The organism is Streptomyces sp. NPDC098781 (assembly GCF_044759995.1).
GTDB lineage: Bacteria > Actinomycetota > Actinomycetes > Streptomycetales > Streptomycetaceae > Streptomyces.
Window position 1 is genome coordinate 727,356 of sequence record NZ_JBIWAK010000001.1, and the last position, 12,822, is coordinate 740,177.

Sequence of the window (12,822 nt, forward strand, 5' to 3'; positions counted from 1 at the left end):
CCGCACAGGCTGATATATCAGTCGGCGTCCAGTCGTCTCCCAGGATGGTGTGCAGATGGCAGCGACCTCGTCGATCACCACGGTCACCTCCCCCCTGTCCCTCCCGCTCGGCGAACTCGACCCGGAGATCGCCGCGGCCCTCGCCGCCGAGCTGCACCGCCAGCAGACCACGCTCGAAATGATCGCCTCGGAGAACTTCGCCCCGGCCGCGGTCATGACCGCCCAGGGCTCGGTCCTGACGAACAAGTACGCCGAGGGCTACCCGGGCCGCCGCTACTACGGCGGCTGCGAACACGTCGACGTCGTCGAACGGTTGGCCATCGAGCGGGTCAAGGACCTCTTCGGCGCCGAGGCCGCGAACGTGCAGCCGCACTCGGGTGCCCAGGCCAACGCGGCCGCGATGTTCGCGCTGCTCCAGCCCGGCGACACGATCCTCGGCCTGGACCTGGCGCACGGCGGACACCTCACCCACGGCATGCGCCTGAACTACTCAGGCAAGCTCTACGACGTCGTGCCCTACCACGTGCGCGAGTCCGACCTGCGCGTCGACATGGAAGAGGTCGAGCGACTCGCCCTCGCCCACCGGCCGAAGATGATCGTCGCCGGCTGGTCGGCCTACCCGCGGCAGCTGGACTTCGCCGCGTTCCGGCGGATCGCCGACGCGGTGGGCGCCTATCTGATGGTGGACATGGCGCACTTCGCCGGACTGGTGGCCGCGGGCCTCCACCCGAACCCGGTGCCGTACGCGGACGTCGTCACGACCACCACCCACAAGACCCTCGGCGGCCCGCGCGGCGGTGTCGTCCTCAGCCGGGCCGATCTCGCGAAGAGGATCAACTCCGCGGTCTTCCCCGGCCAGCAGGGCGGACCGCTGGAGCACGTCATCGCGGCGAAGGCGGTGGCCTTCAAGGTGGCGGCGGGCGAGGAGTTCAGGGAGCGGCAGCGGCGCACGCTGTACGGCGCCCGCATCCTCGCCGGACGGCTGCTGGCCGACGACGTCGCCGAGACGGGCATCACCGTCCTGACCGGCGGCACCGAGGTCCACCTGGTCCTCGTCGACCTGCGCGACTCAGAGCTCGACGGCAGACAGGCCGAGGACCGGCTGCACCGCGTCGGCATCACCGTCAACCGCAACGCCGTGCCCTTCGACCCGCGCCCGCCCATGGTGTCGTCGGGGCTGCGGATCGGCACCCCCGCACTGGCCACGCGCGGTTTCGGCGCATCGGAGTTCCGGGAGGTCGCCGACATCGTCGCCGAGACGCTGAAGGGCGAACGGCCCGAGGACGAACTGCGCGGCCGGGTGGAGAAGCTGACCTCGGCCTTCCCTCTCTACGCGAACGGAGCCGCGGCATGACGGCCGAACCGCTGCCGGAACACCCCGACTTCCTCTGGCGCAACCCCGAGCCCCGCTCCTCGTACGACGTGGTCATCGTCGGCGCCGGCGGCCACGGCCTGGCCACCGCCTACTACTTGGCCAAGAACCACGGCATCACGAACGTCGCCGTACTGGAGAAGGGCTGGCTGGCCGGCGGCAACATGGCCCGCAACACCACGATCATCCGCTCCAACTACCTCTGGGACGAGAGCGCGGCGATCTACGAACACGCCCTCAAACTGTGGGAGTCACTCCCGGCGGAGCTGGACTACGACTTCCTGTTCAGCCAGCGCGGCGTCCTCAACCTCGCGCACACCCTCCAGGACGTCCGCGAGGGCGTGCGCCGCGTCAACGCCAACAGGCTCAACGGAGTCGACGCCGAGTGGCTGGAGCCGGACGAGGTCGCCAAGGTCTGTCCCATCCTCAACGTCTCGCCCCGCACCCGGTACCCGGTCCTCGGGGGCACCTTCCAGCCGCGGGCCGGCATCGCCAAGCACGACCACGTGGCGTGGGCGCTGGCCCGCCGCGCGGACGAGATGGGGGTGGACCTCGTCCAGGGCTGTGAGGTCACCGGCTTCCTCAAGGACGGCGACCGGGTCGTCGGGGTCGACACGAACCGCGGCCGCATCCTCGCCGGGCGGGTCGGGCTCGCCGCCGCCGGGCACAGCAGCGTGCTGGCCGAGCGGGCGGGCGTACGGCTGCCGGTGCAGTCGCACCCGTTGCAGGCCCTGGTCTCCGAGCTGCACGAGCCCGTGCACCCCACCGTCGTCATGTCGAATCACGTGCACGTCTACGTCTCCCAGGCGCACAAGGGCGAACTGGTGATGGGCGCGGGCGTCGACGCGTACAACGGCTACGGCCAGCGCGGCTCCTTCCATGTGATCGAGCAGCAGATGGCCGCCGCCGTCGAGCTGTTCCCGGTCTTCGCCCGCGCGCACGTGCTGCGGACCTGGGGCGGCATCGTGGACGTCACTCCGGACGCCTCCCCGATCATCGGCACCACCCCGGTCGAGAACCTCTACGTCAACTGCGGCTGGGGAACCGGCGGGTTCAAGGCCACCCCGGCGGCCGGCTGGACCTTCGCGCACACCATCGCCACCGGTGAGCCGCATCCGCTGAACGCCCCCTTCGCGCTCGAACGCTTCACGACGGGCGCGCTGATCGACGAACACGGCGCCGCGGCCGTGGCCCACTGAGGAGGACAGGTGCTGCTGATCAGGTGCCCCTGGTGCGGTCCGAGGGACGAGACCGAGTACCACTACGGCGGACAGGCCCATGTCCCCTACCCCGAGAACCCCGCGGAGCTCACCGACGAGCAGTGGGCCCGGTACGTCTTCCACCGCGACAACCCCAAGGGCCCCTTCGCCGAGCGGTGGATGCACAGCACCGGCTGCCGCCGCTGGTTCAACGTCCTGCGCGACACCGTCACCTACGAGGTGATGACCTCGTACCGGCCCGACGAGCCCCGCCCCGGAGGGAACCGATGACCGACCAGCGATTCCGCCTCGAGCAGGGTGGCCGAGTGGACCTTGGCAGGGTGCTGCGGTTCACCGTCGACGGCCGCGAGCTGACCGGCCACCCGGGGGACACCGTCGCCTCCGCGATGCTGGCCAACGGCCTCGTCGAGGTCGCCCCGTCGCTCTACCGCGGCCGGCCACGCGGCATCGTCACCGCGGGCGTCGAGGAGCCCAACGCCCTGCTGCGGATCAAGGGCCCGTGCTCGGAGGCCATGCTGCCGGCGACGACGATCGAGCTCTACGACGGCCTGTCCGCCACCACCCTGTCCGGGATGGGCCCGCTCGACCCCACCCCCGACCCCGCCGTCTACGACAAGAAGTACGTCCACACCGACGTCCTGGTCGTCGGTGCCGGACCCGCCGGCCTCGCGGCCGCCGCTGCCGCCGCCGGCTCCGGCGCCCGGGTGATCCTCGTCGACGACCAGCCCGAGCCGGGCGGCTCGCTGCTCTCCGGAGCGCAGGCCGGCCTCAAGTGGGCCGCCGACGTCCGCGCGGCGCTCGACGCCGCCCCCGAGGTCCTCGTACTACGGCGGATCACGGCCTTCGGGTCGTACGACGACAACTACGTACTGGCATTGCAGCGGCGCACCGACCACCTGGGGCCCGCCGCTCCGCCGGCCGTCTCGCGCCAGCGGCTGTGGCACATCCGCGCCCGCCAGGTCGTCCTCGCGACCGGCGCGCACGAACGTCCCCTGACCTTCGCGGGCAATGACCGCCCCGGCGTGATGCTGGCCGGGGCGGTGCGGACGTACCTCAACCGGTATGCCGTGGCGCCGGGTTCACGGGCCGTGGTCTGCACGACCGACGACAGCGCGTACGACACCGTTGCCGACCTCCATGCCCACGGGATCGACATCGCCGCGGTCGTGGACGCCCGCCCCGAACCGACCGGGCGAGCGGCCGAGGTCGCGGCGGCCACCGGGGTGCGGGTGCTGTCCGGCAGCGCGGTCGTCGGCACCTCGGGCGAGGGCCGGCTCACCGGCGTCACCGTCCAGGGGCTGGACGGGAGCGGTCGGCTCTCCGGTGGGCCCGAGTCGTTCGACTGCGACCTGCTCGCCGTCTCGGGCGGATGGAGCCCGGTGGTGCATCTGCACAGCCAGCGGCAGGGGCGGCTGCGCTGGGACGAGGACCTCGTGGCCTTCGTCCCCGACGGCACCGTACGGGACCAGCAGATCGTCGGTGCGGCACGCGGGACGTACGACCTCGACGGCTGTGTAGCGGACGGGGCGCGGGCCGGTGCGCGGGCGGCGACCGAGGCCGGGTTCCCGGTGCCCGTACCGCCGCCCGGCGACACGCGGCGGGCACCCGGTCCGACGCGGGCGCTGTGGCTGACACCTGCCCCGGACGGCGAACCCGCCACCTGGGACACCCACTTCGTCGACCTCCAGCGCGATGTCACCGTCGCCGACGTCTGGCGGTCCACCGGCGCCGGTATGCGGGGCGTCGAGCACGTCAAGCGCTACACCTCGCTGGGCACGGCGAACGACCAGGGCAAGACGTCGGGCGTCAACGCGATCGGGGTGATCGCCGAGGCACTGGGCGGCCGGCTGGGGGAGATCGGCACCACGGCCTACCGGGCGCCGTACACGCCGGTGGCCTTCGCCGCCCTGGCGGGGCGCGAGCGCGGCGAACTGTTCGATCCGGAGCGGACCACCTCGGTCCACCGCTGGCATGTGGCCCACGGAGCGGTGTTCGAGGACGTCGGCCAGTGGAAGCGGCCCCGCTACTACCCCCGGCCCGGCGAGGACATGGACGCGGCAGTGGCCCGCGAGTGCCGTGCGGCCCGGGACGGCGTGGCGTTCATGGACGCCTCCACGCTCGGCAAGATCGAGATCTGGGGCGCGGACGCGGGCGAGTTCCTCAACCGCGTGTACACCAACGCCTTCAAGAAGCTCAAGCCCGGCACCGCCCGCTACGGCGTGATGTGCAAGCCCGACGGGATGATCTTCGACGACGGTGTCACACTGCGCCTCGACGACAACCGCTACTTCATGACCACCACGACCGGCGGTGCCGCCGCTGTCCTGGACTGGCTGGAGGAGTGGCTCCAGACCGAGTGGCCGGAACTCGACGTCCACTGCACCTCGGTGACCGAACAATGGACCACCATCGCCGTGGTCGGCCCGCAGTCGCGCGAGGTCGTCGCCCATCTCGCCCCCGACGTCGACCTGTCGAACGAGGCGTTCCCCTTCATGGCGTTCCGCGAGACCACCCTGGCCTCCGGTGTTCCGGCCCGCATCTGCCGGATCTCCTTCTCCGGCGAACTCGCGTACGAGATCAATGTCTCCGCGTGGTACGGCCCGGCGGTCTGGGAGGAGGTGTACGCGATCGGCCGCCCGTACGACATCACGCCGTACGGCACCGAGACCATGCACGTCCTGCGGGCCGAGAAGGGCTACATCATCGTCGGCCAGGACACCGACGGCACCGTCACCCCGCAGGACGCGGGCATGGCCTGGGTGGTCTCCCAGCGCAAGGACTTCATCGGCAGGCGGTCCCACTCCCGCGCCGACACCTGTCGCCCCGACCGCAGGCACCTGGTCGGCCTGCTGCCGCTGGACCGCGCGACCCGGCTGCCCGAGGGCACCCAACTGGTCGCCCCGGACGTGCCCGTCACTCCCGCGTCGGGGCCGGTCCCGATGCTCGGTCATGTCACCTCCAGCTACCACAGCCCGGCGCTCGGCCGCCCCTTCGCCCTCGCCCTCGTCTCCGGCGGGCGGACCAGGATCGGCCAGACGCTGCTCGCGCCCGTGGGCGACGACCTGGTGCCCGTCGAGGTCGCCGACTGCGTTCTCTACGACCCCGAAGGGACCAAACGAGATGGCTGAGCCGACGATCGACGCGAGCGCCGGCCCGGTGGCGCTGCGCACCAGTCCCTTGGCGCACATGGAGGAGCGCATGCGTGCCGCCGGTGTCACCGGCGCCCGTGGGGTCACGCTGACGGAGCGTGCGTTCACCGGAATGCTGAACCTGCGTGTCGCCCCCGGCACCGAGACGGCCGCCCGAGTGGAGAGGGCTCTCGGGGTGCCGCTCCCGCCCCGCTGCGGCCGGACGGCCACCTCCAGCGCCCACTCGGTCCTCTGGCTGGGCCCCGACGAATGGCTCGTGGTGTCCCGGACCGACGAGACCACCGTGGCACCCGCGCTGCGAGCGGCACTCGGAGTGGCCCCCGGCTCGGTCGTCGACGTCTCCGCGAACCGCACCACCCTGGAGCTGGGCGGTCCGGCCGCCCGGCAGGTGCTGGAGAAGGGCTGCCCGCTGGACCTGCACCCCCGGTCCTTCGGTCCCGGCACGGCCGTGTCCACCACGGTGGGTCCCGTCGCCGTACTGCTCTGGCAGATCGACGACACACCGGCCTATCGGCTGCTCCCGCGGTCGTCGTTCGCCGACTACCTGGCCCGTTGGCTCATCGACGCGATGGGCGAGTACGCCGGACCGGAGGTGCCATAGCCGAGCTGACGGTGTGTTAATCCGTCTAAACGTTGATAAAAGTGCATAGATTGGACACCCCATGTTTTGACGTAAGGACAGAACGAAGGGCCGTCTATGCCGTCGAGGCTTCGCACCCGTCTCAGAGCCCCACTCGCCGCAGGTGTCGTCATGGCGGTCGCGGCAGCCCTTCCCGGCTCCGCGCACGCCCGACCCGCCAAAGCAGCGCCGCAGTTCGAGCAGCGGGTCATCTTCAGAGCGTCCCAGGACCCGGGATACGCGTGCTTCCGGATCCCGGCGATCGTCCGGACGCCCCAGGGCACGCTCCTCGCCTTCGCCGAGGGGCGCGTGGACAGCTGCGGTGACGCGGGGGACATCGACATCGTGCTGAAGCGTTCCACCGACGGCGGCCGCACCTGGGGCCCGCTCCAGGTCGTCAGCGCGGGCGCCGGTGACACCCACGGCAACCCGGCCCCGATCGTGGACCGGACCACCGGCCGCATCCTGCTCCCGCAGACCCACAACCCGGCGTCCGAGAACGGCAACAGCTGTGACGTCCCGTGCGCGCGCAGCCCCCATGTGCAGTACAGCGACGACGACGGCCGCACCTGGACCCGGCCGCGCGACCTGAGCGCGCAGATCAAGCCCTCCAACTGGAACTCCTGGTACGCCACCGGCCCCGTCCACGGGATCCAGCTCGCCCGCGGCGCCCACGCCGGCCGGCTCGTCTTCGGCGTCAACACCGAGACCTGGAACGGCAGCCGGGTCACCGCCAACCACGCCGCCCTCATCGTCAGCGACGACGGTGGCGCCACCTGGCGACCGCGCGCCACCGACTCCTGGCCCATCGCCACCGACCGCACCTTCCATCAGAAGCCGTCCGAACTCACCCTCGTCGAGCGCCCCGACGGCACCCTGCTGGTCAGCGGTCGCGAGCAGGACGGCACCGATCTGGGCCACCGCACCCAGACCTTCAGCCGGGACGGCGGTGACACCTTCACCCAACCGTTCCGGCCGCTCCCCGGCCTCTACGCTCCGCAGGTCCAGGGGTCCACGCTGCAACTGGGCGATCGCCTCCTGCTCTCCTGCCCCGGCGACCCGGACCGCCGCCGGACCATGATGATCCGCTCCTCCTACGACGGCGGCAGCACCTGGGAGAGCGTGGACCGCGGCACCGTGGTGACCCAGGACTGGGCGGGCTACTCCGACATGGCGTCCATCGGCGGCGACGTGGTCGGGCTGATGTACGAAGGCGGAACCGTCGACGCCCGCGACGAGATCCGCTTCGCCCGCTTCAACGAGGAGTGGCTCGAACCCCGCCGGGGCCCCGACCCGACCACGACCGACCGCGCCCCGTCCGCCCAGCGGGCGAGCGTGCTCGGCGGGGCCTCGCCCACGGCCGGCGTGTTCGGCAGCGCCCTGGCCTTCGACGGCAGGGACAACGCGGTGCGTCTGCCGTTCCGCCCCCAACTGGAGCTGGGCACCGGGAACTTCACCGCATCCCTGTGGTTCCGCTACACCGGCCGCACCGGTGAGCAGCCCCTGCTGTGGATGGGCGGCATCGGCGGCGACCAGCCCCAGTTCTGGCTGCGGGGCGAACCGGCGAACAACCGGGTGCGCGGACTGATGACGGTGCGCAGCGGCGCGACGGTCGTACGGTCGGCGTCCGTCAGCACCACCACCGCGTACAACGACGGCCGGTGGCACCACCTCGCCCTGCGCCGCGGTGGCGGACGGCTGACGATGTTCGTCGACGGCAGGTCGACCGGCACGGCGGACGTCTCGGGCTCCGTCAGCCGCAACTCGCCGTTCGGCGTGCACATCGGCCAGCGGATGGACAGCCGGGCGTTCTTCACCGGCGGCATCGACGAGGTCCGCGTCTGGAACCGGGCGCTGACCGACGCCGAACTCACCCGGGTACGCCAGACGAACACCGGCCCCTCCTCGAACACCACCTTGTGGCTGCCCATGGACCAAGTGACCGCCGGCGGCTGAGGCCGTGCGACGGGCGCGAAGGGCGGACGCCCCCGATCGCGTCCTCCTGACCGTGCCGCCCGTCTCGCGGGTTCGCCGGTGGCGCCATAGGGTCGCGGTGCCGCCACCACAGGGCAGGCGGCGCGGCCCTTCGCACGCGTACGAAGCAGTCCCCTCGGCCCGGCGGTCCGGCGGTCCGGCCGACGTCTTCCGAAGGAGCCGCGGGCACGCTACGGCTCAAGAGATCGAGGAGTGCTCATGTCAGGACAGTTCGAAGCGACGGTCGAGATCGACAGACCCGTGGAGGCGGTGTTCGACTACCTCGCGGACGGACGCAACGATCCGCAGTTCAGCCCGCGCGTGCTCAAGATCGAACGGGTTCCCGACGGCCCGACTGCCCTGGGCACGGTCTTCCGCAGCACGGTCAAGGACGCCGGAATGAAGACGGCGAGGGAGTTCCGCATCACGGACCTCCAGGTGCCGTCGAGGATCCGTTGGGCCGAGGTGTCGAAGAACATCGTGATGGCCAGGGAGGGCGGTTACGACCTGGAGCCGCTCGCCGACGGCCGGACCCGCGTCCGTATCTTCAACGTCCTGGAGGGCCACGGCGTCGGCAAGCTCCTCGTCGGCCTGGCCCTGTCCGCCGCCCGCAAGGACGCCGACGCGTTCGGCGCTCGGATCAAGGCGGCGGCCGAGACGGCGATCGTTCAGCGCTGACGCCCCCGGCGCACGGGTGCCCCGAGGCCCTGTCCGGGGCACCCCTGTGTCCGGGCGGTCAGCTCCGGAGCGCCGACGAACCGGACAGCAGAGCACGTGCGCTCGCCCCCGCGAGTAGCAGTCCCGCCACCATGCAGACGAGGCTCAGGGCGGGGCCGGAGCTCCACTCCACCTCTCCGGCGCGGGCGGCGAGGATCACGGTCAGCGCGACCGCGGTGCCGGGGAGGGCCAGGAGGGCGGGTCGGGACCGGGTCAGGTCGTCCTCGGCGAGGGCACCGAGAACCCCGACTCCGAGGGCGAGAGCCCAGACGCCCAGAGCCTGTGCGTCGAGGCGGCCGGTGCGCCAGGGCACGAAGTCCGCCCAGAAGCCGGGGCGGATCAGCAGGCCGGTGCCGATGCCCAGCCAGGCGCACCGGCACCGTCGTAGGCCGCGACGGCCGTGAACCGCTCGCGCTCGGCAGGCACGCCCGAACTGCTGACTCCACCGTAGACGGCGCGGGGAGACAGGCTGCCGAGCCCAACTGGGCCAGGATCTGAAGGAGATACGCGTGAACCATGCCCAGCTCATCGCTCTGGGCCGGTCCCTGCGCGTCGCCGATGAGCACGGTCAACGGCTCACAGAAGGCGACGCGCCGCCCGCCACGGAAGAGATCAGCCGGGATCTCCAGCGGGCCGTGGACCTTCTGTCCGAAGCGGTCACCGCTCCCCGCCCGTCACCCGCTGCCCCGAGCATCCAACAGGCCTGGTCGACGCGGACGCGGTCGACCTGAGCCTTCTGTGCGAGACCCGCCGGTGTGCCGGGCAGCGCCCGCCTGCGCGGCCCTGCTTTGTCACCACTGCCGAGGATGACCGGCCGGCCGAGCGGGTGCAGTCCCGGTACGCGGTTCGTGCCGACCAGCCTGAGTTGCGCAAGCGGTGGATGCCGGAGATGTGGAAGGGGCAGGAGTGGCAGTTGTGCACCACTAAGTCACCACCTCTCAGGACCAGGACGGCACACTGCCCCGATGATCGCCGCCTGACGTGCCCGGACTGGGCCACCGACGAAATGTGCTGACCTGCGGTGATGGCTCCGGTCACGGGTGTGGGATCCCGAGCTCCGTGGACGCAGTTCCCGGCCGGGTCTGCGGTGCGCCACGGTAACTCGTAACACCCGCATGGAAGTAGTACGTGGCGACGTACCGCGCGTGTGGACGGACATCCCTGCGGCGATCGTGGACCTGCTCGCGGGCCATCTGCCGGCGACGGACCGGCGGTAGGGCTCTCCTGGGTGGCGCCCGTGCCGGAGCTCATCGTGGGGCGGCCACGGGGGCCGTTGTCAGAGGCGACCGGCAGAATGCGGCCATGAATGTCACTCCTGTCACTCCGCCACGGCCTTTCGACGTTGTCGCGCTCTTTCCCCAACTGGCCCCGCTGGCCCGCACGGCGACCCGCCTGCACCCCCGCCCTGGGGCGCCGACGTGGCACGACAGCTCGATCGGCGGGCCGCTGCTGTGGCCCGCAGAGGAGCCGTGGCCGCACTGCAAGGAACCGCATGTGGTGGACGGCATCAACTCAGCCCAGTCCCCGGCGGATCTGCGGCTGGAACGACGGATCTTCGCCGACTCGCACGGCCGGGACCTGACTCCGGAGGAACGGGAGACTCTCGAGCGGATCCGGCCCCCTCGGACGTATCCGGTGTGGCTGGCGGTCCAGTCGTACGACGGCCCCATAGCGATGCTGCCCGTCGCGCAGTTGTACGCACGGGATGTGCCCGATCTGAGCCCGCCGGAGGGCAAGGACCTGTTGCAGGTTCTGTGGTGCCCCTTCGATCATCCGATCATGCCCAGGACCCTGCTCTTCTGGCGTTCGGCAGCCGACGTCACCGACATCCTCGACACGCCCCCCGAGCCGCCCGCAGTGCAGTTCGACGGCTATCTACCGGAGCCGTGCGTGCTCGAACCGGAGCAGATCACCGAGTACCCCGACCATCTTGAGCTGAGCGAAGAACTGCGGAAGCAGATCGAGCAGTGGCGTGTGCCGCAGGCAGCAGAGGAAGACATGGACCCGGAGACGTACTACGACTGTGTGCTGTCCAACGCACCAGGCTGGAAGGTCGGCGGCTGGCCCGCTTGGAACTCCACCGACCCCAGCCCGCAGCCCTGCTCCGAGTGCGGTACCCGGATGGAGGTCCTGATGACCGTCGCCACGTTCGAGGAAGGTGACGACGCCGGGAACAGCTGGTCTCCGCACCCCCACCCAGGTGCTGGACCGTACCCCGGCCACCGCGGCTACAACGCGACCGGCGTCCAGATAGGCAGCGGCTACCGACAGCACCTGTTCGTCTGCCCGGCGGAGCCCGAGCATCCGCACATCGAGTTGATGACGTAGCCCGTCCGCAGTGTGCAGCCGGGGCGTCACGGTGCGGGCATGCCGTGACGCCGGGTGGCCGCGAGGCTCAGGGTCCCGGTCACCGACGGATTTCGTTGACCTGTAGGAACTGGTCGACCATGGCCCCGGGATACAAGCCGCACAGGTGCTAGGAGGCGGGGGAGGAGACGCGGGAGGTCGGTGCGGCCGCAGGGGCGGCGGTCGACCGCTTGCGCAGTTCCCGGGCGTACATGACGCGCAGGCTCACCACCGCCGTCGCCGCGGTGGCGAGGACGCCACAGCCGACGGCGACGCCTGCGGACAGGGCCGTGGGGTGGTCGACGCCGAGGGTGCGCTCGAAGACCGGGGTCGCGCCCGCCGAGAGCACCGGGGCCAGGCACAGCGCGGTCAGGTGCAGCCGCCACTCCTCCCGGGCCCAGCCACGCCCCTGCCGTCCCGCACGCCGGGCGCTGACGGCCATCACGGCGTAGGTGACGGCGTACGGCAGCAGATAGCCGAGCAGCAGACGCCGCCCGGCGGGCCCGAAGTCCAGGTACGAGGAGACGATCCAGGCCAGGGCGGCGGCGCCGGCGAGGTGGGCCGCGGCCAGCACCGGGAGCGGGGCCCACGAGCCCGACACCCCGTCGACCTTCGTACGGCGGTCCAGCGTGCGCGACGCGATGAGCGCGCCGAACGTGACCACCGACCCCAGGTGCATGATCGCCACGTGGTTGATCTCCTCCATCGACAGCCCCGGCAGCAGCCACGGCAGGCCGCCCCACTCCAGCCGCAGCAGGGGTGCGGTCAGCAGGAAGCCGTAGCACAGCAGCATCCACCGCTGATGCAGATCCGGGAAGCCGCCGACGGCGCCCATGATGCCGAAGGTCACGCTCAGCACGGTGCCCACCAGGAGGGTGGTGAGCACGATCCAGAACGCGGGCCCGCTGAAGGCGTCTTCCGGTGCGGTGCGTGCCAGGTACAGTCCGGCGCCCGTCATCGAGGCGTACACCGTGACCGCGAAGACCACGCCGAGCACCCGGTGCACCCGGGTCCGCCGCCGGGCCGCCGTCAGCAGTTGGGCGGGCCCCAGGAGCATGAGCAGGCCGCCGAGCACCGAGTGCACGATCATCGGCACCAGGCTGTGCCGGTACGGTCCGACACGGGTGGCCAGGGCATCGGCGACGTACCGCGGGGACACCGTCCGGGACATGACCCACTCGCCGAACGCGGGGGCGCCGGGGCTGGCGTACGGCCACAGCTCCGTCATCGCGATCGGCGCGTAGGCGACGCACACGGCGGTCACCGCGATCGCGGCGCCGCGGCGCCAAATACCGCTCGTCGGACGACGCACGGCCACCTCCTGCCCGTGGAGGCCGCACGGCCGTCCGACGGTCTCGTCCCGATAGTCCAGACTGGACTGTCGAGACGGTAGAGCCGGCCGCCACCGAGGTCAACGGTCCGCGG

General features: G+C 71.5%; 11 protein-coding genes. 9 read left to right on the forward strand and 2 right to left on the reverse strand.

The window, feature by feature from the left end; genetic code table 11:
- The first annotated feature begins 55 nt into the window (after window positions 1-55).
- The 7 genes from glyA to ACIQWG_RS03070 all read left to right on the forward strand — a co-directional run bounded on the left by glyA (window position 56) and on the right by ACIQWG_RS03070 (window position 9,012).
- Window positions 56-1,354: a serine hydroxymethyltransferase gene (gene glyA / locus ACIQWG_RS03040; protein WP_404089561.1), complete on the forward strand. Its 1,299-nt coding sequence runs from the start codon at window positions 56-58 to the stop codon at window positions 1,352-1,354.
- The gene (locus ACIQWG_RS03045; RefSeq protein WP_404089562.1) at window positions 1,351-2,571 is read left to right on the forward strand and encodes a sarcosine oxidase subunit beta family protein; all 1,221 of its coding nucleotides are present in this window, start codon (window positions 1,351-1,353) and stop codon (window positions 2,569-2,571) included. The genes glyA and ACIQWG_RS03045 overlap by 4 nt, the downstream gene beginning before the upstream one ends.
- Window positions 2,572-2,580: 9 nt before the next feature.
- Window positions 2,581-2,862: a sarcosine oxidase subunit delta gene (locus ACIQWG_RS03050; RefSeq protein ID WP_404089564.1), complete on the forward strand. Its 282-nt coding sequence runs from the start codon at window positions 2,581-2,583 to the stop codon at window positions 2,860-2,862.
- Window positions 2,859-5,720, forward strand: a complete 2,862-nt coding sequence (locus ACIQWG_RS03055; protein ID WP_404089566.1) for a sarcosine oxidase subunit alpha family protein — start codon at window positions 2,859-2,861, stop codon at window positions 5,718-5,720. The genes ACIQWG_RS03050 and ACIQWG_RS03055 overlap by 4 nt, the downstream gene beginning before the upstream one ends.
- Window positions 5,713-6,342 (forward strand): sarcosine oxidase subunit gamma, encoded by a 630-nt coding sequence (locus tag ACIQWG_RS03060; protein ID WP_404089567.1) that lies wholly within the window; start codon window positions 5,713-5,715, stop codon window positions 6,340-6,342. The genes ACIQWG_RS03055 and ACIQWG_RS03060 overlap by 8 nt, the downstream gene beginning before the upstream one ends.
- Before the next feature lie 96 nt (window positions 6,343-6,438).
- On the forward strand, window positions 6,439-8,316 hold the full coding sequence (locus ACIQWG_RS03065; RefSeq protein ID WP_404089568.1) for an exo-alpha-sialidase: 1,878 nt from the start codon (window positions 6,439-6,441) through the stop codon (window positions 8,314-8,316).
- 237 nt (window positions 8,317-8,553) lie between these two features.
- Window positions 8,554-9,012, forward strand: coding sequence for an SRPBCC family protein (locus ACIQWG_RS03070; protein ID WP_404089569.1), 459 nt, complete (start codon window positions 8,554-8,556; stop codon window positions 9,010-9,012).
- 58 nt (window positions 9,013-9,070) lie between these two features.
- On the opposite strand, the gene ACIQWG_RS03075 is transcribed toward ACIQWG_RS03070, so the two are convergent.
- Window positions 9,071-9,364, reverse strand: coding sequence for a hypothetical protein (locus ACIQWG_RS03075; RefSeq protein ID WP_404089570.1), 294 nt, complete (start codon window positions 9,362-9,364; stop codon window positions 9,071-9,073).
- 196 nt (window positions 9,365-9,560) lie between these two features.
- Between ACIQWG_RS03075 and ACIQWG_RS03080 the strand changes: the two genes are divergently transcribed.
- Both ACIQWG_RS03080 and ACIQWG_RS03085 read left to right on the forward strand, forming a co-directional pair.
- Window positions 9,561-9,782 (forward strand): hypothetical protein, encoded by a 222-nt coding sequence (locus tag ACIQWG_RS03080; protein WP_404089571.1) that lies wholly within the window; start codon window positions 9,561-9,563, stop codon window positions 9,780-9,782.
- Between the two features lie 571 nt (window positions 9,783-10,353).
- Entirely contained in the window at window positions 10,354-11,379 is a 1,026-nt protein-coding gene (locus tag ACIQWG_RS03085) for a hypothetical protein (protein WP_404089572.1), read from the forward strand.
- 148 nt (window positions 11,380-11,527) lie between these two features.
- Here the strand turns inward: ACIQWG_RS03085 and ACIQWG_RS03090 are convergent, their stop codons facing one another.
- Complete coding sequence (locus tag ACIQWG_RS03090) at window positions 11,528-12,709, reverse strand: DUF2306 domain-containing protein (RefSeq protein ID WP_404089573.1); 1,182 nt, start codon at window positions 12,707-12,709, stop codon at window positions 11,528-11,530.
- Between the last annotated feature and the right edge of the window lie 113 nt (window positions 12,710-12,822).

What these genes read in the sequence shown, in the direction of transcription:
- glyA (WP_404089561.1), top strand. Translation starts at nt 56, where the DNA reads ATGGCAGCGACCTCGTCGATCACCACGGTCACCTCCCCCCTGTCCCTC.
- ACIQWG_RS03045 (WP_404089562.1), top strand. Translation starts at nt 1,351, where the DNA reads ATGACGGCCGAACCGCTGCCGGAACACCCCGACTTCCTCTGGCGCAAC.
- ACIQWG_RS03055 (WP_404089566.1), top strand. Translation starts at nt 2,859, where the DNA reads ATGACCGACCAGCGATTCCGCCTCGAGCAGGGTGGCCGAGTGGACCTT.
- ACIQWG_RS03060 (WP_404089567.1), top strand. Translation starts at nt 5,713, where the DNA reads ATGGCTGAGCCGACGATCGACGCGAGCGCCGGCCCGGTGGCGCTGCGC.
- ACIQWG_RS03065 (WP_404089568.1), top strand. Translation starts at nt 6,439, where the DNA reads ATGCCGTCGAGGCTTCGCACCCGTCTCAGAGCCCCACTCGCCGCAGGT.
- ACIQWG_RS03070 (WP_404089569.1), top strand. Translation starts at nt 8,554, where the DNA reads ATGTCAGGACAGTTCGAAGCGACGGTCGAGATCGACAGACCCGTGGAG.
- ACIQWG_RS03085 (WP_404089572.1), top strand. Translation starts at nt 10,354, where the DNA reads ATGAATGTCACTCCTGTCACTCCGCCACGGCCTTTCGACGTTGTCGCG.